The organism is Terriglobus saanensis SP1PR4, assembly GCF_000179915.2.
Lineage (GTDB): Bacteria > Acidobacteriota > Terriglobia > Terriglobales > Acidobacteriaceae > Terriglobus > Terriglobus saanensis.
In genome coordinates, this window is the sequence record NC_014963.1 from 3,816,239 (window position 1) to 3,840,831 (window position 24,593).

General features: G+C 58.0%; 22 protein-coding genes and 1 other RNA gene. 8 read left to right on the forward strand and 15 right to left on the reverse strand.

The window, feature by feature from the left end:
* Positions 1-33: 33 nt before the first annotated feature.
* Positions 34-1,644, reverse strand: a complete 1,611-nt coding sequence (locus ACIPR4_RS15455; protein WP_013569600.1) for an ABC-F family ATP-binding cassette domain-containing protein — start codon at positions 1,642-1,644, stop codon at positions 34-36.
* A 120-nt stretch (positions 1,645-1,764) separates the two neighbouring features.
* Between ACIPR4_RS15455 and ACIPR4_RS15460 the strand changes: the two genes are divergently transcribed.
* Positions 1,765-2,772: a tagatose 1,6-diphosphate aldolase gene (locus ACIPR4_RS15460; protein ID WP_013569601.1), complete on the forward strand. Its 1,008-nt coding sequence runs from the start codon at positions 1,765-1,767 to the stop codon at positions 2,770-2,772.
* 113 nt (positions 2,773-2,885) lie between these two features.
* Here ACIPR4_RS15460 and ACIPR4_RS15465 read toward each other — a convergent pair whose 3' ends face one another.
* Together ACIPR4_RS15465 and ACIPR4_RS15470 are read right to left on the reverse strand one after the other, a co-directional pair.
* Positions 2,886-3,746: a slipin family protein gene (locus ACIPR4_RS15465; protein ID WP_013569602.1), complete on the reverse strand. Its 861-nt coding sequence runs from the start codon at positions 3,744-3,746 to the stop codon at positions 2,886-2,888.
* A 3-nt stretch (positions 3,747-3,749) separates the two neighbouring features.
* Positions 3,750-4,172, reverse strand: a complete 423-nt coding sequence (locus ACIPR4_RS15470; protein ID WP_013569603.1) for a GntR family transcriptional regulator — start codon at positions 4,170-4,172, stop codon at positions 3,750-3,752.
* Positions 4,173-4,305: 133 nt separating this feature from the next.
* Here ACIPR4_RS15470 and ACIPR4_RS21815 point away from each other — a divergent pair, with 133 nt between their 5' ends.
* On the forward strand, positions 4,306-5,049 hold the full coding sequence (locus ACIPR4_RS21815) for an alpha/beta fold hydrolase (RefSeq protein WP_187290197.1): 744 nt from the start codon (positions 4,306-4,308) through the stop codon (positions 5,047-5,049).
* Positions 5,050-5,058: 9 nt separating this feature from the next.
* On the opposite strand, the gene guaA is transcribed toward ACIPR4_RS21815, so the two are convergent.
* The 6 genes from guaA to ACIPR4_RS15500 form a co-directional block, all read right to left on the reverse strand.
* The gene (guaA, locus tag ACIPR4_RS15480) at positions 5,059-6,627 is read right to left on the reverse strand and encodes a glutamine-hydrolyzing GMP synthase (protein WP_041586860.1); all 1,569 of its coding nucleotides are present in this window, start codon (positions 6,625-6,627) and stop codon (positions 5,059-5,061) included.
* A 91-nt stretch (positions 6,628-6,718) separates the two neighbouring features.
* Positions 6,719-6,889, reverse strand: a complete 171-nt coding sequence (locus ACIPR4_RS22805) for a hypothetical protein (protein WP_013569606.1) — start codon at positions 6,887-6,889, stop codon at positions 6,719-6,721.
* Positions 6,890-6,963: 74 nt separating this feature from the next.
* Entirely contained in the window at positions 6,964-7,902 is a 939-nt protein-coding gene (locus tag ACIPR4_RS15485; RefSeq protein WP_013569607.1) for a hypothetical protein, read from the reverse strand.
* The gene (gene leuS, locus ACIPR4_RS15490) at positions 7,902-10,442 is read right to left on the reverse strand and encodes a leucine--tRNA ligase (RefSeq protein ID WP_013569608.1); all 2,541 of its coding nucleotides are present in this window, start codon (positions 10,440-10,442) and stop codon (positions 7,902-7,904) included. Before leuS ends, ACIPR4_RS15485 begins: the two co-directional genes overlap by 1 nt.
* A gap of 49 nt (positions 10,443-10,491) precedes the next feature.
* Positions 10,492-10,791: a hypothetical protein gene (locus ACIPR4_RS22570; RefSeq protein WP_144312454.1), complete on the reverse strand. Its 300-nt coding sequence runs from the start codon at positions 10,789-10,791 to the stop codon at positions 10,492-10,494.
* 481 nt (positions 10,792-11,272) lie between these two features.
* A complete protein-coding gene (locus tag ACIPR4_RS15500; RefSeq protein WP_013569610.1) occupies positions 11,273-12,148 on the reverse strand; it encodes a deoxyribonuclease IV in 876 nt (291 codons plus the stop codon).
* Between the two features lie 68 nt (positions 12,149-12,216).
* On the opposite strand from ACIPR4_RS15500, the gene ACIPR4_RS15505 reads away from it, so the two are divergent.
* Positions 12,217-12,639 (forward strand): DUF6526 family protein, encoded by a 423-nt coding sequence (locus ACIPR4_RS15505; protein ID WP_013569611.1) that lies wholly within the window; start codon positions 12,217-12,219, stop codon positions 12,637-12,639.
* Between the two features lie 56 nt (positions 12,640-12,695).
* Here ACIPR4_RS15505 and ACIPR4_RS15510 read toward each other — a convergent pair whose 3' ends face one another.
* From ACIPR4_RS15510 to dprA, 3 genes are all read right to left on the reverse strand, one after another.
* Entirely contained in the window at positions 12,696-12,980 is a 285-nt protein-coding gene (locus ACIPR4_RS15510; protein ID WP_013569612.1) for a DUF427 domain-containing protein, read from the reverse strand.
* Between the two features lie 174 nt (positions 12,981-13,154).
* Entirely contained in the window at positions 13,155-16,010 is a 2,856-nt protein-coding gene (gene topA / locus ACIPR4_RS15515) for a type I DNA topoisomerase (protein ID WP_013569613.1), read from the reverse strand.
* Positions 16,011-16,187: 177 nt separating this feature from the next.
* The gene (gene dprA / locus ACIPR4_RS15520; protein ID WP_013569614.1) at positions 16,188-17,420 is read right to left on the reverse strand and encodes a DNA-processing protein DprA; all 1,233 of its coding nucleotides are present in this window, start codon (positions 17,418-17,420) and stop codon (positions 16,188-16,190) included.
* A 120-nt stretch (positions 17,421-17,540) separates the two neighbouring features.
* On the opposite strand from dprA, the gene ACIPR4_RS15525 reads away from it, so the two are divergent.
* On the forward strand, positions 17,541-18,224 hold the full coding sequence (locus ACIPR4_RS15525) for a YqaA family protein (RefSeq protein WP_013569615.1): 684 nt from the start codon (positions 17,541-17,543) through the stop codon (positions 18,222-18,224).
* Positions 18,225-18,227: 3 nt separating this feature from the next.
* Here the strand turns inward: ACIPR4_RS15525 and ACIPR4_RS15530 are convergent, their stop codons facing one another.
* On the reverse strand, positions 18,228-19,244 hold the full coding sequence (locus ACIPR4_RS15530) for a beta-ketoacyl-ACP synthase III (RefSeq protein WP_013569616.1): 1,017 nt from the start codon (positions 19,242-19,244) through the stop codon (positions 18,228-18,230).
* A 107-nt stretch (positions 19,245-19,351) separates the two neighbouring features.
* Positions 19,352-19,449, reverse strand: an RNA gene (ffs, locus tag ACIPR4_RS21960) — signal recognition particle sRNA small type.
* A 152-nt stretch (positions 19,450-19,601) separates the two neighbouring features.
* Here ffs and ACIPR4_RS15535 point away from each other — a divergent pair.
* Together ACIPR4_RS15535 and rimO are read left to right on the forward strand one after the other, a co-directional pair.
* On the forward strand, positions 19,602-20,861 hold the full coding sequence (locus ACIPR4_RS15535) for a TIGR03790 family protein (protein WP_013569617.1): 1,260 nt from the start codon (positions 19,602-19,604) through the stop codon (positions 20,859-20,861).
* Between the two features lie 138 nt (positions 20,862-20,999).
* Positions 21,000-22,565 (forward strand): 30S ribosomal protein S12 methylthiotransferase RimO, encoded by a 1,566-nt coding sequence (rimO, locus tag ACIPR4_RS15540; RefSeq protein ID WP_245536535.1) that lies wholly within the window; start codon positions 21,000-21,002, stop codon positions 22,563-22,565.
* Positions 22,566-22,616: 51 nt separating this feature from the next.
* Here rimO and ACIPR4_RS15545 read toward each other — a convergent pair whose 3' ends face one another.
* The gene (locus tag ACIPR4_RS15545; protein ID WP_245536361.1) at positions 22,617-22,952 is read right to left on the reverse strand and encodes a hypothetical protein; all 336 of its coding nucleotides are present in this window, start codon (positions 22,950-22,952) and stop codon (positions 22,617-22,619) included.
* Between the two features lie 100 nt (positions 22,953-23,052).
* Here ACIPR4_RS15545 and ACIPR4_RS15550 point away from each other — a divergent pair, with 100 nt between their 5' ends.
* The gene (locus ACIPR4_RS15550) at positions 23,053-23,277 is read left to right on the forward strand and encodes a DNA gyrase inhibitor YacG (RefSeq protein ID WP_013569620.1); all 225 of its coding nucleotides are present in this window, start codon (positions 23,053-23,055) and stop codon (positions 23,275-23,277) included.
* Positions 23,270-23,797, forward strand: coding sequence for a phosphatidylglycerophosphatase A family protein (locus ACIPR4_RS15555; RefSeq protein WP_013569621.1), 528 nt, complete (start codon positions 23,270-23,272; stop codon positions 23,795-23,797). The genes ACIPR4_RS15550 and ACIPR4_RS15555 overlap by 8 nt, the downstream gene beginning before the upstream one ends.
* Positions 23,798-24,593 lie beyond the last annotated feature (796 nt).

A 24,593-nucleotide genomic window follows, 5' to 3' on the forward strand; every position in this document is an offset into this window, starting at 1 on the left:
GGGGCTGCCTTTTCCACAGTATGGATAAGAAATTTACTTGGCTGTCATCGCAAGCTGCTGCTGGTACTCCTCGAACGGGCCCTTGTGGTCCACGATCTTGTTGTGCTCGAAGTGCCAGACGCGCGTTCCAACTTCTTCGATCAGATCCTGATCGTGCGTCACCAGCAGTACCGTACCTTCATATTTCTGGATCGCCTGGTTAAGGGCATTAATGCTCTCCAGATCAAGATGGTTCGTCGGTTCGTCCAGGATCAGGATGTTCGGCTTCTGCAACATCAGCTTGCAGAAGAGGAGCCGGGCAGATTCGCCACCGGAGAGGGCCTCGGTCTTCTTGGTTCCCTCTTCGCCGCGGAAGAGCATCTGTCCCAGAATCCCGCGGATCTCTTCGACGGTCTTCTTCGGGTCATAGCCGTGGAGCCACTCGGAGACCGTGGTTCCCTTGCGGATCGCCGCCGTATGGTCCTGCGCGAAGTAGCCAATCTGCGCCTCGTGACCCCACTTGACCACACCGGAGGTGCGCTCGAAGTCGTTGTCCTGCACATCGTCCACACCGCTCAAAAGCGACTTTACCAGCGTCGTTTTGCCTGTGCCGTTACGTCCGATGAGAACGACCTTGTCGCCTCGTGTCAGAGAACTCGAAAACGGCGCGAAGACTTCCTTGCCGTCGTAGTTCTTCGTCACGGCTTCAATCTCGAGCACATGTTTGCCCGAAGGACGCATCTGGTCGAAACGGATGAAGGGGCGCTGAATGTTGGAGCGAGCAAGCTCGGTCGTGGCCAGACGCTCCACCTCCTTCTTACGGCTGTTCACCTGACTGGAACGGGTACCGGCGCTGAAGCGGGCGATAAAGTCGTTGAGCTGGGCGATCTTCTTCTCGCGCTCTTCGTTCTGTCCTTCGATACGCGTACGAACGCTGGTCTTCTGCAGCACCATGTCGTCGTAACCACCGTTGTAGGTGATGATCGTCTGATAGTCGATGTCCGCAATATGCGTGCAGACATTGTTCAGGAAATGCCGGTCATGCGAGATCGTGATCAGCGTTCCGTTGTAGCGCTGGAGAAAGTCCTGCAGCCAGTGGATCGAGTCAAGATCGAGAGAGTTTGTCGGTTCGTCAAGCAGCAGGGCCTGCGGATCGCCGAAGAGGGCCTGCGCCAGAAGCACACGCACCTTCTGTCCGCCCTGCAGCTCGCTCATCTTGCGCTCGTGGACTTCATCGGGAATGTCGAGCCCCTGCAGCAGGATGGCCGCGTCGCTCTCGGCTTCGTAGCCGTTTTCTTCGCCGACAATGCCTTCGAGTTCGCCGAGGCGAATGCCGTCGTTGTCCGTGAGGTCGGGCTTGTTATAGAGAGCCTCGCGCTCTTCCATCGCCGCCCAGAGCGGCTTGTTGCCCATAATGACGGTGTCGATCACGCGGTAGGCGTCGAACGCGTACTGGTCCTGGCTGAGTACGCCGAGCTTCTTCGGGCGTACGACATTGCCCTTCTGCGGCTCGTGCTCGCCGGTGAGGACCTTCATAAAGGTAGATTTCCCGGCGCCATTCGGCCCGGTCAGGCCATAGCGACGGCCTGCGATAAAGGTTGTGCTGACGTCCTCGAAAAGGATCTTCGAACCGTAGCGCATAGAGACATTCGAAACTGAAATCATGGCGTTACTTCTATTGTACCCCTCGGGCAAAAGCCCCGTTTCCAGTGCAATCTCGCCTCCATCCCATGAAATCGGCTACCATCGGAAAGCGCCTCAGAAACCTCAGGAGAGACACCAGACATGAAGCCCACCCCCGGAAAACTCGCCGGTCTGAAAGCCGTCTCAGACGCCCGCGGCGTCATCGCCGCCGCCGCCATGGACCAACGCGGATCACTCAAGAAATCCCTCGGTGCAGCCCGCGGCGCGGACGCCAACGATCACGATCTGGAGGTCTTCAAGACCCTCGTGACCCGCGTGCTCACGCGCTATTCCTCCGCGATCCTCCTCGATCCGGAATTCGGCCTTCCTGCCGCCAAGGAGCGCAACAGCGCTGGCCTTCTGCTCGCCTACGAAAAAACCGGCTACGATTCCGCCACGAAGGGCCGCCTTCCTGACCTCCTCGACGTCTGGAGCGTCCGCCGCCTGAAGGAAGCTGGCGCAGATTGCATCAAGATCCTGCTCTACTACTCGCCCTTTGAAACCACTGAAATCAATGACCTGAAGCACGCCTGGGTCGAACGCATCGGCGACGAATGCAACTATCACGACATTCCCTTCTTCCTCGAAACCGTCGGGTACGATGTCGATGGCAAGGGCGAAAAGACTCTCGATTACGCGAAGAAAAAGCCCGAAGTCGTCTCCGGCTCCATGGCGGAGTTCGGCAAGGCACGCTACTCGGTCGACGTTCTGAAGGTGGAAGTTCCCATCGAGATGAGCTTCGTCGAAGGCACGCGCGCGTACAAGGGAGAATCCGCCTACACCCGCGCGGAGGCCCTGCAGCACTTCCGCGATGCAGAATCGATGACGCACAAGCCCTTCATCTACCTCTCCGCTGGCGTCTCCAACCCGGTCTTCATTGAAACGTTGGAACTCGCCGCCGAAAGCGGAACGAAGTTCAACGGCGTCCTCTGCGGCCGCGCCACATGGAAAGACGGTATCGACGTCTACGGCAAGAAAGGCGCGGATGCCTTTGAAGCGTGGCTCGAAGACGAAGGCGTAAAGAACATCGAAAACGTCAACGCAGCTCTCAAGGCCGCCACCCCCTGGTACACGAAGTTCGGCGCGAAATCGCTGGCAGAGCTCGGCTAGCCCCTTACCCGTTTGTCATCCCGTAGTGAAGCGAAGGGATCTGCTTTTACAGTTATCCATGCCGCAAAAAAGGCCCGAAGCGACTGCTTCGGGCCTTCCTCTTTCGAATCGCCTCAGTGCGTTTTATGCAGCGCCGTCGTAGCCAGCATCCCACCCAGCCCCATCGTCTCCACCGCAGAAGACGGAACGATCACCATCGATCCACGTTCCTTGATGGCTTCATAAAGCATATTCATCGCTCGCAGATGGAGCGCAGTGGGATTGTTGGCGTAGACCTCAGCCGCCTCCGCGAACTTCGCTGCAACCTGTAGCTCTGCGTCACCAAGGATGATCCGGGCCTGCCGCTCGCGTTCGGCCTGCGCCTGTTGCGACATCGCATCTTCCAGGGCCTGCGGAATGCGGACATCCCGAATCTCCACGGACTGCACCGTAATCCCCCACGGGTTCGTCTTGCTGTCGAGATTCCGTTGCAGCTCCTGTCCAAGCGTTTCGCGGCTTGTGATCATCTCGGCCAGATCATGCCGCCCAATCGATTCACGCAACGCTGTCTGTGCGCTGCGGCTGATGGCGTCTTCAAAGTTAGCCACTTCCAGAATGGACTTCTCCACGTTCCACACCAGCCAGAAGATGATCGCATCCACATTGACTGGAACCGTATCCTGCGTCAGCGCGGACTCCGCCGTCACCGTGCTGATACGCACGCGTTGATCGACGAAAGCACTGAGCGTGTCCACGATGGGGATCATCAGGAATAACCCCGGCCCCTGGAGTCTGCGGTAGTGTCCGAAGCGAAGCACAGCTACCTTCTCCCACTGCCGCACCACCTTCACGGAAAACAGGAAGAAGGAGCCAATGAGTGCGGCCACGACGATCGGAATCGGATTGGCCGCCCATGCTGCTCCGGTACCACCCACCGCCACGCAAACCACCAGGATGGCTACTCCCGGTGTGCTGATCTCCATAGGAATACGCATTGCTTATCTCCTCCGTGTAGCTTCCTTGGTCGCGTACTTTTTCAGGGCTTCTTCCAGCTCGTTCAACGTAAACCCACTGGCTCCAGCGCGGGCGACGAACTCATTTACAAGTTGTTCCATCTGTCTCTTACGAACGCCGCTGTCCCGCTCCGTCTGCTGTTCCGCGATAAAAGTTCCGGTCCCCTGCTGGGTCTCCAGCAGGCCGCGAATCTCCATCTCGCGATAAGCGCGCGTCACCGTATTCGGATTGATCGCAAGATCGACTGCGAGCTGTCGCACAGTAGGCAGCTGCTCACCAGACTTCAGTCCGCCCGATGCCAGGGCGCCATGCACCTGGTCGATCAGCTGTCGATAGACAGGCACACCGGTCTCCGGATTCAGATGGAAGCGGAATGAAAGTCGCGCGCTGGAGTTCTTGCTTTTCATTTCTATTGACTAGTGTACTAATTGTTTAGTACACTAGTCAAGCGCAGGAGATTAGAAAATGATCTGCTTCCGGCGAAACATCCTTTGTCTGTTTGTCCTCATGGCAACATCGACCTTTACTGCAGAGAGTCAGATGTACCCCGCCAAAAAGCATCAGCTCTATCTCAACTGCATTGGCGAACGACGCGGTCCGGTCGTGGTCTTCGAATCCGGCCTGGACAACACAAGTTCTGATTGGAGCAAGGTACAGACGGAGGTCGCGAAGTTTACCGAAGCCTGCAGTTACGATAGGGCAGGCCTCGGCAAAAGTACGACCGATGCCACACCCGGCTATGGTCCGGCAGCCGACACTCTGGAGGAGAAGGTTGAGGACCTTCGTCAGTTACTTTTGTCCGCTCATATTCCGCCGCCCTACCTGAGCGTGGGCCACTCGGCAGGCGGCATCCTCGTCCGCAGGTTTGCCTCAAAGTATCCCGATACGGTGCAGGGAATGGTGCTGGTCGATTCCGCTCACGAAGAACAGGTGTGGCGCTTTATCGATATCGATCCGAAGGTCATTCAGGGCGTTTCGTTGAAACCAGACGACCTACGCAAAGGAGGCATGCTGCCTGCGCGCGAACGTTTCGCGTGGAACACTCAGATACCGCTCATTGTGATTGAGCATGGTCGTTCCATCACAAGAGACGGCCTGACGAAAGCCCATGAAGCAGAGTTTGAAGCCGCCATGCACTGGATGCAAAAAGACCTCGCCAGTCGATCTCCCCAGGGCGAGCTGCGCACAGCCAAACACAGCGGTCACGACATCGAGCTAGAAGAACCCGCTGTCGTGACCAGGGCCATTCAAGATATCTGGGACAAGCTGGAAACGGGAAAGTAAGCGTCCAGCCTACTCCCACTCAATCGTTCCGGGTGGCTTGGATGTAATGTCATAGACCACGCGATTGATTCCGCGGATCTCGTTCACAATGCGCGAAGAGATCGTTTTCAACACCTCGTACGGCAACGGAGCCCAGTCCGCCGTCATACCGTCTTCCGACTCCACGGCGCGGATGGCGCAGGTGTACGCGTACGTGCGCTGATCGCCCATCACACCCACGCTCTTCACCGGCAACAGCACGGCGAAGCTCTGCCATAGCTTGCCGTAGAGACCAGCCCTCTTGATCTCCGTGACAACGATCTCGTCGGCTTCCTGCAACAGTGCTACGCGGTCCGGCGTAATTTCGCCGACGATACGTACGGCAAGCCCTGGGCCGGGGAACGGTTGACGATCCAAGATCTCGTCCGGCATTTTGAGATCGCGGCCGATGCGTCGCACCTCGTCTTTGAAGAGATCGCGCAGAGGCTCGATGAGCTTCAGCTTCATGTTCTCCGGCAGGCCACCCACATTGTGATGGCTCTTGATCGTCTGCGAAGGTCCTTTGACGCTGGAGGATTCGATCACGTCGGGATAGAGCGTTCCCTGCACCAGCCACGCCACTTCGCTGTCTGAAGCTTCTGCCGCAAGGATCTTTGCCGCCTCATCATCGAAGACGGTGATGAACTCGCGACCTATGATCTTGCGCTTCGTTTCGGGATCCGTGATGCCGCCAAGCTGCGAGAGGAAGCGCTTGGACGCATCCACGGCAACGACCTTCAGGCCGAGCTTCTCGCGCATCGTCGCTTGCACCTTGGTGAACTCGTCCTTGCGCAGAACGCCGTTGTTCACGAAGATGCACGTCAGACGATCACCGATCGCGCGTTGCACCAGCACAGCGGCAACGGAGGAATCCACGCCGCCGGAGAGACCACAGATGGCATGTCCCGAACCGACCTGCTGTTTAATCTTCTCCACCGTCGTCTGGATGAAGTGTTCAGGAGTCCAGTCGGCCTTCGCTCCGCAGATGTCGAAGACGAAGTTATGCAGCAGCTCCGTTCCCTGCGGCGTGTGATGCACCTCGGGATGAAACTGCACAGCCCAAATCTTGCGCTTCTCGTCCGCAATACCAGCAGGCGCATGCTCCGTCTTCGCCGTAAGCTTGAATCCCGGCGGCATATCTACTACGGAATCGCCGTGCGACATCCACACATCCAGCTGCTCAGGCAAACCACCAAAGATCTTGGTCTGCGCGACGATGTCAATCATCGCGTTGCCATACTCCCTCTTGGCTGCGGGTTCAACCTTGCCGCCGAGATGATGGGCGATAAACTGCATGCCGTAGCAGATCCCAAGGATCGGCATGCCCAGGGCCAGCACCGCAGGGTCGGCCTTTGGCGCGTCGTCGTCATAGACCGAGCTGGGACCGCCGGAGAGAATCACGCCTGCTGGCTTGTACGAAAGCACTTCATTCAACGACGCCGTGCATGGAATCACAACGGAAAATACATTGAACTCGCGGATGCGGCGCGCGATGAGCTGCGTGTACTGTGCGCCGAAATCAAGAATGACAATGGTGGAGTTCGAATTAGGAGTAGGCACAGCTTCATTGTAAATCTGGCCGCTCCCCCTCAAGTAAAAAAGCGCACACAGATCGCTCTGTGTGCGCCCAATACGGATCGGATACAACCGCCTACGATGGGTCTTTCTGCCGGGTGCTCGTGACGCCTGTAAGAATGGCGGCTCCGACCAGCACAAGGTCCACCACCACAATCCAATGCTGCGGAATGTGAGCCAGGTGCATGCCATACGTGACACCACCGATCAAGATCAAATACCCAACCAGATAGATACCAAGGGACATGTCGTTCACTCTCCTGAAGTTTTGCTCTACGGGAAAGTGTGATGCCGTCCTTCGGCAAAGTGTCTCTTGTAAACCTAAGATTTCACTGATTCGGTCGCGGCCCAGAGGTGGAGATACCCCGCCAGCCGCGCCACGTGGAAGAAGTCCGAACCGATGCAATAGACCACCCCGACACCGAAGGTCCACCAGAAAAGAAAATCATCCGTGATCACTGTTTGAAAAGGAAGCGGCGTCGCGGAGAAGACGAGCGCCAGTACCAGCAAGGCGATCTTCACGATGCCCATGACCAGATTAATCTCGACCAATCCCCCCCTCAGACCTCCGAGGCGCATCGCGGCACGCAGACTCGCAACCGGCCCCAGACCATCGCGCATCGCCAGAAGTGGAGCCGCGGTAAAGATCCACCCAATCGCGGCCCAAAAGAGAAACAGCCCCAGAGACAGTGCAATCGCTGCGGCGATGTAGACCATCACCTGCGGCTCCTCGCCCGCCTCAGAGGGTTGCAAAATCGTCTTCTGCGCCACTGCCGAAAGCGCGAACCACCACAGGGCCGCTCCACCACAGAGAGGAATCAGACGGACCACATTCAGAACGAGAAGCGTGAAAGGTCGCGCGTGAAGGTTCTCGTCCATCCGTCGGAGGACAAGAGTCCGTCCCAATGCAGAGACAATCGCCCACGCAAGAATCAGCAACGGCGCGAGCCACTTCGCCACAACAAGTGCAGGAGGCGCCACCATCATCAGCGCCTGCGCTACTGTGGCTGAACCCCGCATTGGATCAGTCAAGAGTTGATTGATCGAAAGCTGCGCGATGCCCGTAGAGCGCCATGGAACACTCGCCAGGATCTGGCTGCCGTAGTGCATGAGAGCGAGCAGGGTGGGAATCCCGAAAATCCAACGCCACGCAATCTCCAGCAACGTCAGCGAAGGCCGGTTCCGGCACCAAGTAATCGTCGCAACAAAGTTCTGCGTAGGACGCAGCTGCGCATCGATCTTCTGCTGAGGCGTTGGCATCACTTCACCACGATGTTGACGAGTTTGCCCGGCACATAAATCACCTTCACGATCGTCTTGCCCGCCAACCGAGCGGCGACTTTTTCATCTGCATACGCCGCAGCCTTGATCGCATCCTCGCTGGCATCGGCGGCAACACGCACCACACTCGCCAGCTTTCCATTGATCTGGACCGGGATCTCGATCTCGTCTTCCTTTGCCAACTCCGCATCTGCGACGGGCCAGCTTGCACGGAAGACAGGCCCCTCGTTACCGAGCAGTCCCCACAGCTCCTGCGAGAGGAACGGAGCGAACGGCGCAAGCAACAACGTCAAGACGCGGAAGACCTCCGTCTGCGTCTCCACGGCAATCGCGCCGCCATCCATCAACGCCTCACTTGCGCTGATCTCGTTCATCAGCGTCATAACGGAGGCAATGCATGTATTGAAGTGCCAGCGGCCGCTGAAGTCCAGCGTGATCTTCGCAATTGTCTGATGCAGTTTGCGCAGCAGCTTCATGCCTTCGGGCGTAAGCGCCGCGAAGGAACCAGCATGCGTCTTCTTCTCGCGCTTCTCATGCGCCGCAATCGCCGGTGCGTACTTCGTGGTCAGCCGATAGACACGTGCTAGGAAACGCGAGATGCCCGCAACGCCATCTTCCTGCCACTCAAGATCGCGGTCCGGGGGTGCGGCAAAGAGAGCATACATGCGCGTTGCATCCGCGCCATACTTCGCGATCATCTCGTCAGGGGAGACGATGTTCCCCTTGGACTTCGACATCTTCGCGCCATTCTTGATCACCATGCCCTGCGTGAAGAGACGCGTCGCAGGCTCATCGTTCTCGATCAGGCCGAGGTCGCGCATCACCTTCGTCCAGTAGCGCGAATAGATCAAATGCAGGATCGCGTGTTCCACACCACCGATGTACTGGTCGATGGGAAACCAATAGTTAGCCTTTGCCGAATCGAACGGAGCGCTGTCGTTCTTCGCATCCGTGTAGCGATAGAAGTACCAGCTCGAATCGACGAAGGTGTCCATCGTGTCCGTCTCGCGCTTCGCCTCGCCACCGCAGGTCGGGCACTTTACGTTGACAAACTCCGGCACACGCGAGAGCGGCGAACCGCCCTCACCGCTGATGTCGATCTTCTCCGGCAAGAGCACGGGAAGCTGCTCCAAAGGCACCGGCTGCATGCCGCACTCGTCGCAGTAGACGATCGGTATGGGCGTACCCCAATAGCGCTGGCGGCTGACGCCCCAGTCCTTCAGGCGATACGTCACCGTCGCTTTGCCGAAGCCATTCGCCTCAGCGTACGCAGCCATCTCTCCCTGCGCTTCCAACGGATTCTTTCCCGTCCAGTCGCCGGAGTCGATCAGCACGGCTTCGTCCTCGCCACTGTAGGGCAATGCTAGTTCGTCTATGTCGACATTCGGCGCGACGACACGCTTGATCTCCAGACCGTACTTCGTCGCAAACTCAAAATCGCGTTCGTCATGCGCAGGCACGCTCATGATCGCGCCGGTTCCATAATCCGCAAGAATGTAGTTGCCAATCCAGATCGGAACCTGTTCGCCGTTGAAGGGATTCGTCGCGAACTTGCCCGTCGCCACGCCCTGCTTCTCGATCGCACCGAGAGAGTCAGCTTCCTTGGCAATCTTCTGCTGCTCGATCATCGCGTCGATCTGCTGCTGCAACGCGGAGTCGGCTGCGCCGAACTCCTTTGCCAGCGGATGCTCCGGCGCAATCTGCACACTGGTCGCGCCAAAGATCGTATCGATGCGCGTGGTGAAGACCGTGATCGTATGGCTGGTGCCGGTGACATGGAAGATGACCTCCGCGCCCTCGCTTCGACCGATCCAGTTCCGCTGCATCGTGCGGACCTTCTCCGGCCATCCGTCAAGCTTGTCGATGCCGTCCAGCAACTCGTCCGCGTACTTCGTGATGCGGAAGAACCACTGCGTCAGGTCGCGCTGCTCCACGACCGTGTCTTCATGACGCCAGCAGCGGCCGTTGACCACCTGCTCGTTCGCCAGCACCGTCGCGCACTGCGGACACCAGTTCACCTTCGACTGTTTGCGATAGGCAAGGCCCTTCTCGTACATCTTCAGAAAGAGCCACTGGTTCCACTTGTAGTAATCCGGTAGACAGGTGGTGACCTCGCGCTGCCAGTCGTAGCTCAAACCCATGCGGCGCATCTGCACGCGCATCTCGGCGATGTTGCCCAGCGTCCACTCGCGCGGCGGAATGTTGTTCTTGATCGCGGCGTTCTCCGCCGGAAGCCCGAACGAGTCCCAACCCATCGGATGCAGCACATTGAAACCGCGCATCCACTGGTAGCGCGCCAGCGCATCGCCGATGGAGTAGTTACGCACATGCCCCATGTGCAACTGACCGCTCGGATAGGGCAGCATCTCCAGAACGTAGTACTTCGGCTTGCCCTCGGTTACGTCCTCGGCGGCGTAGAGAGACGCATCCACGTCCCAGATCGCCTGCCAGCGGGGTTCAATTTCGGAAGGGGTGTAACGCAGCGGCTGCGTGGGATCAATGATTTGCTCTTCAGACATGTCAAATCGATTGTATCGCCGCGCCGTTTCTAGGTAGCGACTCTCCCATTCACCGTTGCTCTTGCTGCTCGATGTCACTGAGAATTTTGTAGCCTTTCGGGGGATAAAACGATGTGGCATCTGGTTCTTTCTGCACGATCTCCGTGAGTTCAGCCCTATACACTTCAGGGTCACCAACTTTTAGGACCAAAATCTCCTGAAGTTCGGGCGAATACCAACCTTCTGCAACCGTCGCCGTTGCAGTACGTGTTACCCGTTTGCCAAGTACACGAACTCCATCGAGCAATTTGGCACCAAGCGGCTCAATGTGCGATAGACCACCTCCCGGTTCCTTCTCGTCTCGCACCATATCGCCCTCCTTTACTGGCGGGCTTGCAGGTTGCCGATGAAGAATTCGGCTCTCACAACGGACTCTAGCCGTAGGCTGACCGGCCCTAGTCCGTGGCTCACTCCATGTAAGGTGACAGTGCGCTACGGGGTCATCAACCGTTATCTCGCGGATGTCCAGAATCTTGCCGTCAGGTCCAGGCCACTTTATCAGCGTTTCGGAGTACAAACGCCCGGCGCTGTCGCGCATCTGCGTAGCTTTTTGTGAAAACGTCCCCACCTCCCCGTTTGGCATAGGGGAGTGAGTCGTTGTCACCATCACACCCACATATGGTCGTCCGACCACGGGCATTAACGTGCTCGTAACCTCGCTATCCGGCGGATACCACGACGCCGGAAAACGCGCCGAAGGCGGAGCTACATCGCGCTCCACCTTCACCTGAGCCTTCACGCTCACACAAAGCAATGCCAGCAACAAAATTTCTCTTCGCATCGCGAGGATTTTATCCCGCAGCCAGAGCCCGCAGCGTACTCATATTCCGCAAAATATCTCCCGGCTCGTCCACCGGCGTCTCCGCGATGAAGGCCGCATGCGCAAACCGAGGATCCCGCAGCAAGCGCCGAAACGCCGCCGCTCCAATCGTTCCATCCCCAATGTGCTCGTGCCGGTCGAGCTTCGAGCCGCAGGCGGCCTTGGCGTCGTTGCAGTGCCAAAGCAGCACATGCTCCAGACCGATCGTCTCGGAGATCTGCTTCACCGTATCCTCGTAGCCTGCCTCGCTCACAATGTCGTACCCGGCAACATGGACGTGGCAGGTATCCAGGCAGACAGCCACCGGGGCGCACTTTTGCAGATGCTTGTGCAGCTCACCGACCTGCTCCAGCTTGCCGCCCAGCGAAAATTCCGCGCCTGCGGTGTTCTCCAACAGAATCTTGAAGCTCGCGTCCTGCCAGGCAAGGCCGTCAATCGCCCGTTCGATACCCTCGGCGGCGTACGCCAGTCCCTGGTCGCGCGTCAGCCCCTTGTACGACCCTGGATGCAGCACCAGGTACTCCGCACCTAGCGCGAGAGCCCGTTCCACCTCTCCGCGAAACGCCGCCGTCGCGTTCTGCCGGACCGACTCCGTCTGGGAGCACAAGTTGATCAAATAGCTGGCGTGGATCGAAACGGGACTGATCCCGTGCTCCGCACGAAGCGCCTTCATCTTCGCCGCGTCTTCCGGCTTCACCGCAGCCGCCTTCCACTGCCTTGGGGACGAGGAAAAAATCTGAAAACAGTTCGCTCCGCACTCCACCGCCCGCTCCACCGCGGTAAAGGTTCCCCCCGTGGTGGAAAGGTGCATGCCGATGCGCTTCGTCGCTTTGGTTGTCTCTGCCATCCCTCAAGAATACTGCGACACCCCGACGCCGGCTGTGTATCCTTGGCGCATACCCCGGAGATTGATTTATGCCTCAGAGCTTCAAGAGCCACGCCAAGTGGGATCCCATGACGCATTTCGTCCTCATGCCCCTCGCCCTCATCCTCGTCATCGGGTTTGCCCGCGCCTTGTATGTGCGCCCAAACCCGAATCACTTCGGTTTATTGCTCATGGCGATCACGATTCTGCTGCTCGTGGAAAAGACCCGCCTCTACGCGCTCAAGAATCAGGACCGCATCATCCGCCTGGAAGAGCAGATCCGGCTCTCCCGCCTCATGCCCACGGAGCCTGCGATCGTCGAAGCCCTCTGCGTCGACCAGCTGGTCGGCCTGCGCTTTGCCTCGGATGCGGAAGCTCTGGAGCTGGCTCGCCGCGCCGTGCGTGAAAACCTCGGACGGAAGCAGATCAAGGAAGCGATCACCGCCTGGCGGCCGGACGAATGTCGCGCTTAGTACCTGAACGCAGAAGAGCCCGGGCACATGGCCCGGGCTCTTCTGCATAAATCCAGTTACTTCGTGATTTCAACACCGCGCCAGAAGGCGATGTGATGCTTTACCTGGCGGGCCGCCGGTTTGGGATCGGGGTAATACCAGGCGGCGTCGGGATTCTCCTGGCCGTCTACCAGAAGCGTAAAGTAGCGGGCCTGCCCCTTCCACGGGCAGCTTGAGCTCGTCGAGCTGGAGCGCAGGAACTCGCGCTTTACTGTCTCTTCGGGGAAGTAGATATTGCCTTCGATCATCTCGGTCGTTTCGCTCTCGGCCACAGTCTGGCCGTTCCACATTGCCTTTGCCATTTCGCTCAACTCTCAATCTATCAATGATTTCGCGCAATAGAACCGCGCGTTTTGGAGCTTGACGCATAGGTCCGGCCAGCTAGGCCATTTGTCTCATTATAACCGATTATCGCAACACAGAAAAGGGCTGGTGCCGACACGGGGTCGACACCAGCCCTTCGGAGGAGTAAAGGCCTAAGCGACAGCTTCGACCAGGGGACGCGTTTTCTCCGGATCGGGTCGTGCCAGAGGAGTCGCCTCTTTCGCAGGAGCTGTCTCCACGGCGACGCCCGTGTCCTTCTCAAACGTGCATTCGACCACCGGAGTTGTGACTTCCTCTGCACCCTTTTTCTTGCGGCGCTTGGGAAGTGCTTCCGTATTGTTCGGGCAGACAAGGTGGATGGTTCCCTCTTTCGCCACCTCAAGCAGGTAGCTCGAGTTGCACTTCGGGCATGGGCCGGATACCAGCTTCTGGTTCGAGGTGAAGTCGCACTTCGGGTAATTGGTGCAACCGTAGAAGTAGTTGCCCGTGCGCGCCTTACGCTCGGCAATCGCACCACCGTCCTTGGGGCAGGGCACGTCGAGAAGCACCTGCTTCACGTATTTGCACTTCGGATAGCCGGAGCAGGAGACGAACTCGCCATAGGCGCCGGTGCGTTTCACCAGCTCCATGCCGCAGAGCGGGCAAGGTTCGCCAGTAGGCTCTGGCGGTTTCTGCTGCACCTTCTGGTTCAGGCGACGAACCGTCTTGCACGGCGGATCCGCGTTGTAGTCCTGGCAGGCCATGAAGGGTCCCCATGGACCGTTCTTGAGGACCATCTGCTTGCCGCAGTTGTCGCAGTACTCTTCTTCCTCTTCCGTGCCCTGGGCATCGCCCGCGGCGAGGTCCGGCTTGTCCGCATAGTTCTCTTTCGTGAAGTCGCAGGAGACGGGATCGGCAACGATCTTCTTGCCGCGTTCCGCCGCCAATTTCAGAGCGGCAGTCAGCTCCTTGGCATCGTGAACTTCTTCAGAGAAAGCCTCCGCGTCATCCACCATTCCCTTGATGGCGAAGGGGAACTTGAACTTGGCCGTGATCTTCGTTGCGACAGCCTTCGCGTCCTTTTTGTAACCGGAAACGGCAATCGTCATCGGCTTAATCTTGGAGTAGTTCGAGCAGGCATAGAAGCTGCCGAACTTGCCCCAGCGCAGGATCAGGGGCGAGCCGCACTTTTCGCACTTCTCGTCCGTGGGTTTCTCCCAGCGCTTGATCTCCTCCATCTCCTCCGAGGCGATTTTGATCTCGTCCGTCAGATGGGTGTAGAAGCCGTCCAGCAGGCTGGTCCACTTCTCTTCCCCGCTTTCGACGAGATCGAGCTCGTCTTCGAGCTTGGCCGTGTACGCCATGTCGAAGATGTAGGGGAAGTTCTTCACCAGAAGGCTCGTGACCACCATGCCGATCTCCGTCGGGATGAACTTCTTGGAGATCTTCTTCACATAGTCGCGTTCCTGGATCGTATTAATGATGGAGGCATAAGTCGATGGACGGCCGATGCCGCGCTCTTCCAGCTCCTTCACCAGCGAGGCTTCGTTGAAGCGTGGCGGCGGCTCGGTAAACTTCTGCTCCGTCACAATGTCGACCAAGTCCAGAGCCTGTCCCGCCTTGAGCGCGGGGAGAGACTTGTCCTCGTCCTCCTCACCTTCGCCGGGGTTCTCCGTCTTCATCGCGTCGGCGGTCTTCTGCACCATGGCGTCGGACTTCGCCGGTTCGGCGACCTTCAAAAATCCGTCGAACTTCAGAACAGATCCGGTCACGCGCAGGTTGTAGGTACGGTCGGCCTTGGCTTCGATCTCGACCGCAGTCTGGTCGTAGACGGCAGCCGTCATCTGGCTGGCGACGAAGCGCTGCCAGATTAGGCGATAGAGCCGGTACTGCTCGTCCGAGAGGAACTTCTTGATCTTCTCCGGAGTCATCGCCACATGCGTCGGGCGAATGGCTTCGTGGGCGTCTTGCGCATCTTTTTTGCCCTTGAAGCTGTTGGGCTTCTCTGGCAGATACTTCTCGCCCAGGCTTTTGATGTACGTCCGTGCTTCGCTGATCGCCTCGGGCGAAACACGCGTCGAATCGGTACGCATGTAGGTGATCAAACCCACCGTGCCTTCCGGCCCGAGCTCGATGCCTTCATACAAGCGCTGTGCCACACCCATCGTCCGGCGCACGTTGAAACCAAGCCGGTTGGCCGCGTCCTGCTGCAGGCGCGAGGTGCTGTAGGGAGCCGGGGCGTTCCTGCGGCGTTCTTTCGCTTCCACGCTGGCGACAGTCCACTTCGCTTTTTCCAGTTGAGCAACGGCGTTCTTAGTGGTCGATTCGTCGGCAAAAGCGGGAGCGCCGACGGTCTCTACCGAGATCCGCTGTCCATCCACGGCGTAGAGCCGAGCCGTGAAGTTCTGCTTGTTTCCCGAAGGGCGCAGGTTCGCGTCCACGGGCCAGTACTCCACGGGGTTGAAGGCCTTGATCTCGTTTTCGCGGTCCACGATCAAACGCAAGGCCACCGTCTGCACACGTCCGGCGGAGAGACCACGGCGGACCTTGTCCCAGAGCAGCGGAGAGATCTCGTAGCCCACCAGGCGGTCCAGAACGCGGCGTGTTTGCTGCGCGTCCACCAGGTTGGCATCGACCTTGCGGGCGTGGGTGAAGGCTTCGATAACGGCCTTCTTGGTGATCTCATTAAAGGTGACGCGCTGGATCGTGGACTTGCCCTTCAGCGAGCCCGTCAGCTGCATCTCCAGATGCGCGGCAATGGCTTCGCCTTCGCGATCGGGATCGGGCGCCAGAAAGACAGCGTCAGCCTTGGCGGCCAGCTTCTTGAGCTTCTCGACGAGCTTTTCCTTACCCGGAGAAATGATGAGTTGCGGTTCAAACGTACGCTTCTTCAGCTCGACGCCGATGCCGTTCTTTGGCAGATCCATGATGTGGCCCAGAGAGGCTTCCACAATATAGTCACTGCCGAGATATTTATTGATCGTCTTGGCCTTTGCAGGCGACTCCACGATCACAAGATTTTTTGCCATTTTGCCACTTCTTTCTAACTACTCCCGCCATCGGGCGGACAACCGCATTCTGAGCCATTGTCTCCGTGAACCTAACACGGTTTCCTGTTGGCCGTCATTTCTGTCCTGCAAGTCACAGTTGCAGTATTCGACCCCATAAACAACAAAAGGTTTCTTAATGCCTTCCTCGGAAGGTCTCTAAAAGGTCCGCAGATAATTTTTCCCGGGGATCTGCCGCACCTTGCCAGCAAGCTCCAACTCGAACAAAGCATTGAAGATTTCCGCCGAAGGGAGAATCCCCTCCAGGCTCTCGATCAGCAGATCGAGCTGGATGCTCTCATCCATCCGCAGCAGATCGTAGACCTTCTGTTCTGCTGTGGACAGGGCCAAACCATTGCCCTGCTCCGGAAATAGAGATGCGGTACCCCCGGCTTTCGATTCAGACCCGCCCCCTACCCTGCCTTCCAGCTCCACACGGACCTGGCTCGGAAGCTCCTCCCAGACATCTTCCCACGTCGCTGTGAGCTTAGCTCCCTGTTTGATGAGGGTGTTCGGTCCCCAGGCGTTTTTGTTGGTCACGTTTCCAGGTACGGCGTAGACGTCGCGGTTCTGCTCCAACGCGCAACGTGCGGTGATCCGCGTGCCGGAGTGTTCGGCGGCCTCCACGACGAGAACTCCCACGGACATTCCCGAAAGGATCCGGTTGCGGATGGGGAAGTTCTGCGGCGCGGGAAAGGTCCCGAGGGGATATTCGCTCACAATGGCGCCGCCGCCCTGCAGAATCTCCTCTGCCAGACGCTTGTTCTCCTTGGGGTAGATGACGTCGATGCCCGTTCCCCAGACGGCAACGGTCTTCCCATTAGCTTCTAACGCTCCCTTGTGGGCATAGGTGTCCACGCCGCGCGCCATGCCGCTGAAGATCGCCATGCCACGGTTGGCGAGGTCACGCGAGAGCATCTGCGCCATCCCGGCACCGTAGGGCGAAGGTTGCCTTGTGCCCACAACGGCGATCCCGGCGTAGGCAAGCAGACGGATATCTCCCCGATGCCAAAGCACTGCCGGAGGATCGTAGATCTCGCGCAGCCGCTCCGGATACGCGATGTCGTCGTACGTGATGAAGTCTGCTCCCGCCTGGGAGATGCGTTCGATCTCTTCTTCGGCTACGGTCTTCGCTTTGCCGTCCGCGATGTAACCCGCCGAACTTCCGGGCATGCCCAAACCTTCAAGCTGGGTGAGGTCTGCACGCAAGAGATCGCTCGGCTGGCGCAGACGAGACATCGCGCGCAACGCACGGGCCTGTCCGATGCCAGGGGTCAGGATGAGCGCCATCCAGGCCAGTCGATCTTCGGATTTTTGGGGGCCCTGCCTGTTTCGTACTGCTTTACTTTCCGTAACGGTGTTGCTCTCTGCCACACTGGAACTCTGCTGCATCGTGCGTTTCCTCTCGCTGGATGGGTGGGCGAATGAAGACGTTATACAACAGAAGTAAGACAATTCCGGACACATCCGAGTCAACCTTTCCTCCCAACGCGTCTGTAACCAAGAGTTCCCATGCAAAATCTCCTCTCCAGCCACGCCGCTCTTGCTGTCTTCGCCTTCGCGGGACGCAGCACGTTCATGGCGGATTTCTTCAAGCTGGGGGCGATCGGTCTCTTTCTTTTATCCGTTGTAGACGCCTCTTTTGTTCCACTTCCTCTGCCCGGTGCAAGCGATCTGCTCATCGCTCTTTTGGCGGCACGCCAGCATGCGTGGCTCATCCTCACGCTGGCGGCTACGGCCGGTTCCGTTTTGGGAGGGGCCGCGTGTTACTACGTAGGCTCTCTCGGCGGCGTCCACATGCTGGAGAAGCGCGTTCCAGCCCGGTACTTCGGGCGCATCACGCATTGGGTGGAGAAGAATGCCTTCCTGGCGGTGGCTGTTCCGGCGATTCTGCCCCCGCCCTTTCCCCTGATTCCGTTTGTGCTGGCGGCTGGAGCGCTCAAGATGCCGAAGCGCAAGTTCTTCATGGCCTTTACAATTTCGCGCGCTCTGCGGCACGGCCTCTTCGCGTGGCTGGGCCTGCATTATGCGAACAAGTTGAAGTTTGTCTGGACGCTCTTTGAGAGCCGATGGGCCGCAGTGGTCCTGATCGTTTTCTGGATCGCCATCATCGCGGCAGTCGTCTACGGGATTTGGAGCCTGGTTCGCACCACCCGTGCGAACCGCTCCAATACCCGGCAGCCTGAGCCCGCCTAAGCTCTAGAACTCCCACTGCAAAAGCGTCGCGCCGACGGTGAAGCCCGCGCCGACACTGGCCAGAAGCACAAGTCCACCCTTCTTCAGGCGACCTTCCTCCAACGCCGTTCCAATCGCAAGCGGGATCGTTGCAGCCGTAGTGTTTCCGTAGCGATCGATGTTGATAATGACCGAATCCACCGGCATTCCCAACCGTTCCGCAGTCGACAGGATGATGCGTTTGTTCGCCTGATGCGGGATGAAACAGGCGAGTTCCGATCCCTCGATGCCGTTGCGTTCAAGGATCTTCTCCGCGGCCTCTGCCATCTTGCGGACGGCAAACTTGTATACCGCCTGTCCATCCTGATGGATGTAGTGCATGCGCTTATCCAGCGTCTCCTGACTGGTGGGATGCAAACTGCCGCCGCCGAGCATGTTGAGGCTGGCTCCGCCGGAACCGTCTACCTCGTGCCAGAAATCCACGAGACCGACTTCATCGCCTTCACACGGCTCCAGCAGCACGCAACCTGCACCATCGCCGAACAAAATGCAGGTGGATCGGTCGGTGTAATCGATGATCGAACTCATGACGTCGGCGCCGATTACCAGTACCTTCTTATGTGCTCCACTCTCCACGAACTTAGCACCCACCTGAAGCGCGTAGACAAATCCGGAACAGGCTGCGGAGAGATCGAACCCCCAGGCATGCGGCGCACCGAGTTTGTTCTGTACAAGGCAGGCGGTAGCTGGAAAGGTCATATCCGGCGTTACCGTCGCGACGAGGATCGCGTCGATCTCACTCGCATCGATGCCGCGCATCGCCAGGCATCGCTTGGCCGCCTCTACCGCGAGATCGCTGGTCGCCACGCCCGGATCCACGATATGACGCTCGCGGATACCGGTCCTCTCCTGGATCCACTGGTCGTTTGTGTCCACCATCTTTTCCAGATCGGCGTTGGTCAGCAACTTAGGCGGAACATACGTTCCCACGGCGGAGATCTTTGCGCGCACCGGAACGCGCACCTTCAAGGTCAAGCTCACTCTTTGGTCCTCCATGGCTTTGTTGGCCACAAGGACAAGAATACCGGAGTCGCGAACCAGCGCGGACTTGCATGCCGTGGAAAGAGTTTTGAGTGGGGAGAAAGTAAAAGCACCGGGCGACCTACTGCGCACGCACTAGCCCGTTACCGTTGCTTCCTTCCGGACCTGGCGGGGTTGGCGGGATTACGTCGCGTAGGGCCCGGCACTGCTTTATCGTACCATCGCTCGCCGGAACCCAAAACCTACTCCGTCTCGGTCCAAAATATAACGTCCAGCAAAATATCGTTTTATATATATTCCTGTTTTATGAAATAAGTTGGCATCCTCTCGTGTTTTTTGTCACCAGAGGAGTTCTTTATGACCACCTTTGCTCGTATTTCCATCCCCGCCCCCTTCCACAAATCAACCCGAACGAAGCTCTTTCCCTTGGCTCTTGTCGTCGGAGTAATGCTTGGCGCCATCGCCTTCCCTTGCCAGGCGGCAACGCCGAACCAGGTGCTGGTCATCATCAACAATTCAAGCCCAACTTCGAGGGCGATCGGCATGCAGTATGCCCAGAAACGAGGCGTGACTGATGTACTGCGTGTTCAGTGCATTGACTCTTCTCGGAGCCAGGACAACGAAACGATCGGTTTCGCCGAATATCAGCAACAGATTGAAACTCCCATTCGTGCCTACCTGCAGACGCATACCCAGATCAACTTCATCGTGACAACCAGAGGTGTCCCGATCCGCGTCTCTGGCGGGCAGACAGGCGAGGCATTTAGTGGAACGACGGAAACTTCGCTGGACAGCACACTTGCCGCGCTGGACTACGATAAGCTGGCTGGCGCCGAACTCATTACTTTCAACGATCCAGCTGGTTTCGCCGTCGGAACCGCCTGGAAAAATCGTTATTGGAATGCAAATGAGCCTTTCACGCATGCGAAATTTGGCGGCTACCTTGTCACCCGTCTGGATGGCTACACTCTTCCAGATGCGGAGGCATTGACCACTCATTCGTTGGCAGCGGAAAAAGGACTCAAGCCGGGTAAGTTCCTGTTGGACGTTCAGCCGGACTTCGTGATCAACGACCCGAACGAACAACCCAGACCTCTTCCAAGCCCAATCATCACGGAAGAAAGTGCTTTTGCCGACTTTAATGCAGATATGGTGAAGGCTGGTCAGAACCTTATGACGAGGGGCTTTTCAGTGGACCTTGATCTGAATGAGGCCTTCGTAGGAAACCAAACCAATTTACTTAGTTATTGGTCCTGGGGCAGTAACGACCCCTTTTTCAATCAGGCGGCCTATAACTCTCTGAAATTTACTCCGGGGGCCATAGGAGATACTGCAGTTTCGACGAGTGCCCGTAGTTTCTTTCCGCAGAGCTTTGGTCAATCCATGATTGCCGACCTTATCCACCAGGGAATCACTGGAGTGAAGGGTTATACGGATGAGCCATTGCTCCAGGCCATCTCCTCTCCTTCCATCGCCCTGGACCGATACACGAGGGGTTTTACCCTTGCCGAAAGCTTCTATGCCGCCTCTAATTTTGTGGGGTGGACAGATGTTGTTGTCGGAGATGCGCTCAGCCATCCCTATCCATCACAGCCTGCAACAACGTCCCACAAGTAATAGATCGCCGCTCCACCTCCGATGCTTGCCATCGGAGGTGGAACGATTCTTCCCTATTTTGCTTTTACAGGGACGAGCACGAAGAAATGGCCAAATCAGGGATTTCCCACAATTCCCTGTAAACTGGTAGGAGTGTCCATTGATCCCAATTCGACCAACGCAGCCGTGCTCGAAGCCCCGTTCAGCGACAAACTCCGCGTAGGCTTCGTCTCGCTTGGCTGCCCGAAGAACCTCGTCGACTCCGAAGTCATGATGGGCATGCTTCACCACGCGGGCGCGGAGTTGACTCCCGCCGCCTCGGACGCCGATGTCATCGTCATCAACACCTGCTCCTTCATTGATTCGGCCAAACAGGAGAGCGTCAATACGATCCTGGAGATGGTGCAGCACAAGGTCGCCAACGGCGGACGCGCGCAGAAGATTATCGTGGCCGGATGTCTCGTCGAACGGTATCGCGACGAGATCATGAAGAACATCCCTGAAGTCGACGCGGTCGTCGGCACAGGCGAGCTTGACGGCATCCTGGCCGCTGCAGGCATTCATCAGCCGAAGAACGATTCCCCTTTCAATATTCTGAGTGAATCCTCCCTCATCGACCGTGCACCTTCGGCGGTCCACAAGCACTCTCAAACGGAAGTGAACGAGCAGGCCTCGCGCGCGGAAGGCAACCTCCGCGAACAGCAGGGCCGCTTCTCGCGCATGGACTGGGACGGCGCGACTGCTGCGCTTCCCTCCTACCTCTACGACGACGAGACGCCGCGCATCCTCACGACGCCGCGCGCCTCCGCGTACATCAAGATCGCCGAGGGCTGCGATCATCCCTGCGGTTTCTGCATCATCCCGCAGTTGCGCGGCAAGTTTCGCTCGCGCCGCATCGGTTCCGTTCTTGCGGAAGCAGCATCACTTCTGAAGCAGGGCGTTCGCGAGATCACGCTGATCGGCCAGGACACGACCTGCTACGGCGAAGATCTGGGCATGAAGGACGGCCTGGCCACGCTGCTCGAAGCACTCGCAACCATGAACGTGGAAGGCATCGGCCCCATCAAGTGGCTCCGCTTCCTCTATGCCTATCCGAACAAGGTCACGACGAAGCTGCTCGAAACCATCGCGGCGCACGACAATATTTCGAAGTACCTTGATGTTCCCCTGCAGCATGCCGCTGCCGGAACACTCAAGCGGATGAAGCGCGGCGGTTCGGGCGCGATCTTCCTCAAGATGATCGAGAAGGCTCGCAATATCGTTCCCGGTATCGTGATCCGCACCAGCTTTATCGTCGGCTTCCCCGGTGAGACGGCTGCGGAGTTCGAGGAACTAGAAAGCTTCATTCAACAGGCCCGCATCGACTGGCTCGGCGTTTTTACTTACTCCGATGAAGAAGGCGCAGCGGCCTTCGATCTGGGTGAAAAAGTCCCGAAACGGACCATCGAAGCGCGCCGCCGCCGCATCATGCGCACGCAGCAGAAGATCTCTGCCAAGGCGCGCGAGCAGTGGATCGGCAAACAGATGGAAGTGCTCGTCGAGGGTGTCTCGGAAGAGACCGACCTTCTCTGGGAGGGCCGCACCATGCTCCACGCCCCCGAAATCGACGGCAAGGTGCTCATCAACGACTTCGGCGACCACGAAACTCTGGTTCCCGGCAGCTTTTATCGTTGCGAGATTACCGAAGCTCACGACTACGACGTGGTCGCCCGCATTCTCGACTAGATAAGAAAAAGGCTCCCGGGCGGGAGCCTTTTCTCTATCTGAAGCAGGAGACTAAGATCCCTGCTTGGCTTGCTCATAACCCTTCTGGAAGTTCGCGCGATACGCGTCACGTGCTTCTTTCTTCACAGGTGGGTGGACATACAGGTGCGATGCGGTGGCGTCGATCTTGCGCTTTGCCGCCGTATCCATCTTGAGGGCTTCCTGGCCGTCGTGGAACGCCTGCTCCTGCTCGGGGTTCATCGACATGTTGGCAGCAGGTGCGCTGTTTTGTGCTGTTTGTGCCGAAGCCACCATCGAGGTGCCGGCGAACATCGCTACTGCGATCAGGGGTGTTACGAATCGAATTGTTTTGTTTGCTGCATGGGTCATGGTGAAGCCTTTCTGCATGGTGCCGCCAAAGATAGTACGCCTTCTTGATCGCCAGAAGCAATTCAACCCGCACTCCTATGGAGAGTCGCAGAACACGGATTTATCATCAAAGATTGAAATGGCAACCCAAAAGACCCTCCACTGCCCGATCTGCCGCAAAGACGTCGCCCTTGACGACCCCAATGTTCCCTTTTGCAGTGACCGATGCCGCGTCATCGACCTGGGGAAATGGGCCTCCGGCGAGTACAAGATCACCTCGCCCATCCTCGATCCCGACGTGCTCGCTGATCTGGACAACGCCCAGCTTCGTAAATTGAACGAAGATACGGACGACGATGATTGATCCGGCCATCGAAGAGATGACGCACTCGACCGTGGGCCTTGGCGGAGTCCACCGGACGCGCTGGGCCTGGCTTGTCGGCACCTTCTTTGGCGCGGGCCTGCTCAAGCCAGGACCCGGCACCTACGGCTCCATTGCCGCGACATTGATTTGGTATGCCGTCGCGCGCAGCGTGCATCCGCTGCATCTGGTCGCGATCACATTAGTCATGGCGCTTGCTGCAACGCTGATCGGCATTCCTGCGGCAACACGCGTTGCCGTGGAGAGTGGACGCAAGGACCCCCAGATCGTCGTGATCGACGAGGTTGCGGGTCAGTGGCTTGCGCTGGCGTTGATGCCCCCCCGATGGGAGTACGCCTTACTCGGCCTTCTTCTCTTCCGGCTCTTCGATATCACCAAACCCCCACCCGTTCGTCAGCTTGAACGCCTTCCGCAGGGAACAGGCATCGTTGTGGATGACCTTGCCGCAGGAGCTTATGCACTGATCGTCGCGACGATAGTTTTGCATTTCACAGGACGATAAAAATCTTCGGCCAAACGTTCTCTGGCGAGCCGGTGTGCTCCGATATTTATTGGCCGAAGATCGATCTCCGGAGACGTCTCCACTCACAGCGAATATATGCACTGAGCTTAGCGCTCGAATTCATAAGTTTATGTATCAAATACTGTTAAAATTGCCCCATGCTTGCTGGTGGTTGGATTCCGGCCCCTCCACTCCTTCGACAAACAATTTACATTGCCTAACGGCTCGGTAGCCGCATTGCGGGAGGAGTCAAGCATTACCCAACCACGGCACGTTCAAGACAACCACTCTCCGTCTCAGCCTGCAGACTCCAGCAGACTACTTTTTATCCTTTGTTGCGGAGTTCTCACGCTCGGTGTCTTTTCTTTCCTGCTTGCATGTTTTCTTCCGATTTACACTGATGAAATCACGTGGAAGGCTATCCTGGGGCGGCTCAACTATAGCCACATGCGAAGCATCACGTTAACTCTCCAGCCGTCCTGCGTCGCAAATTATACGTTCAAGACCCCTCGCATTCTTCTGCCGGCACGAATGATCGATACCTGGAGTTTTGAAGGTCTCTCGACCCCCTTGCGCATGCGTCTCTGGGGCGTCGGATTGGCTTTGGGATGGCTCCTTCTTACCTGGCGAGAACTCTGCGTCTACCTCGAAGGTCGCATTCGCAAGTGGGAAGTTGCCGGGCTGCTAGTAGCGTGGTCCACGCTCGGGGTTATGCCCTTCCTTTTGGTATTGGGCCGACCAGAGCAGGTACTTCTTCTAGGATCTACTCTGCTCCTGCTTCGCGCGCTTCGAGTCA

Bases quoted from the DNA above. Each gene is read 5' to 3' on its own strand.
- ACIPR4_RS15455 (WP_013569600.1), bottom strand. From the start codon at position 1,644: ATGATTTCAGTTTCGAATGTCTCTATGCGCTACGGTTCGAAGATCCTT.
- ACIPR4_RS15460 (WP_013569601.1), top strand. From the start codon at position 1,765: ATGAAGCCCACCCCCGGAAAACTCGCCGGTCTGAAAGCCGTCTCAGAC.
- ACIPR4_RS15465 (WP_013569602.1), bottom strand. From the start codon at position 3,746: ATGCGTATTCCTATGGAGATCAGCACACCGGGAGTAGCCATCCTGGTG.
- ACIPR4_RS15470 (WP_013569603.1), bottom strand. From the start codon at position 4,172: ATGAAAAGCAAGAACTCCAGCGCGCGACTTTCATTCCGCTTCCATCTG.
- ACIPR4_RS21815 (WP_187290197.1), top strand. From the start codon at position 4,306: ATGTACCCCGCCAAAAAGCATCAGCTCTATCTCAACTGCATTGGCGAA.
- ACIPR4_RS22805 (WP_013569606.1), bottom strand. From the start codon at position 6,889: ATGTCCCTTGGTATCTATCTGGTTGGGTATTTGATCTTGATCGGTGGT.
- ACIPR4_RS15485 (WP_013569607.1), bottom strand. From the start codon at position 7,902: ATGCCAACGCCTCAGCAGAAGATCGATGCGCAGCTGCGTCCTACGCAG.
- leuS (WP_013569608.1), bottom strand. From the start codon at position 10,442: ATGTCTGAAGAGCAAATCATTGATCCCACGCAGCCGCTGCGTTACACC.
- ACIPR4_RS22570 (WP_144312454.1), bottom strand. From the start codon at position 10,791: ATGGTGCGAGACGAGAAGGAACCGGGAGGTGGTCTATCGCACATTGAG.
- ACIPR4_RS15500 (WP_013569610.1), bottom strand. From the start codon at position 12,148: ATGGCAGAGACAACCAAAGCGACGAAGCGCATCGGCATGCACCTTTCC.
- ACIPR4_RS15505 (WP_013569611.1), top strand. From the start codon at position 12,217: ATGCCTCAGAGCTTCAAGAGCCACGCCAAGTGGGATCCCATGACGCAT.
- ACIPR4_RS15510 (WP_013569612.1), bottom strand. From the start codon at position 12,980: ATGGCAAAGGCAATGTGGAACGGCCAGACTGTGGCCGAGAGCGAAACG.
- topA (WP_013569613.1), bottom strand. From the start codon at position 16,010: ATGGCAAAAAATCTTGTGATCGTGGAGTCGCCTGCAAAGGCCAAGACG.
- dprA (WP_013569614.1), bottom strand. From the start codon at position 17,420: ATGCAGCAGAGTTCCAGTGTGGCAGAGAGCAACACCGTTACGGAAAGT.
- ACIPR4_RS15525 (WP_013569615.1), top strand. From the start codon at position 17,541: ATGCAAAATCTCCTCTCCAGCCACGCCGCTCTTGCTGTCTTCGCCTTC.
- ACIPR4_RS15535 (WP_013569617.1), top strand. From the start codon at position 19,602: ATGACCACCTTTGCTCGTATTTCCATCCCCGCCCCCTTCCACAAATCA.
- ACIPR4_RS15545 (WP_245536361.1), bottom strand. From the start codon at position 22,952: ATGCAGAAAGGCTTCACCATGACCCATGCAGCAAACAAAACAATTCGA.
- ACIPR4_RS15550 (WP_013569620.1), top strand. From the start codon at position 23,053: ATGGCAACCCAAAAGACCCTCCACTGCCCGATCTGCCGCAAAGACGTC.
- ACIPR4_RS15555 (WP_013569621.1), top strand. From the start codon at position 23,270: ATGATTGATCCGGCCATCGAAGAGATGACGCACTCGACCGTGGGCCTT.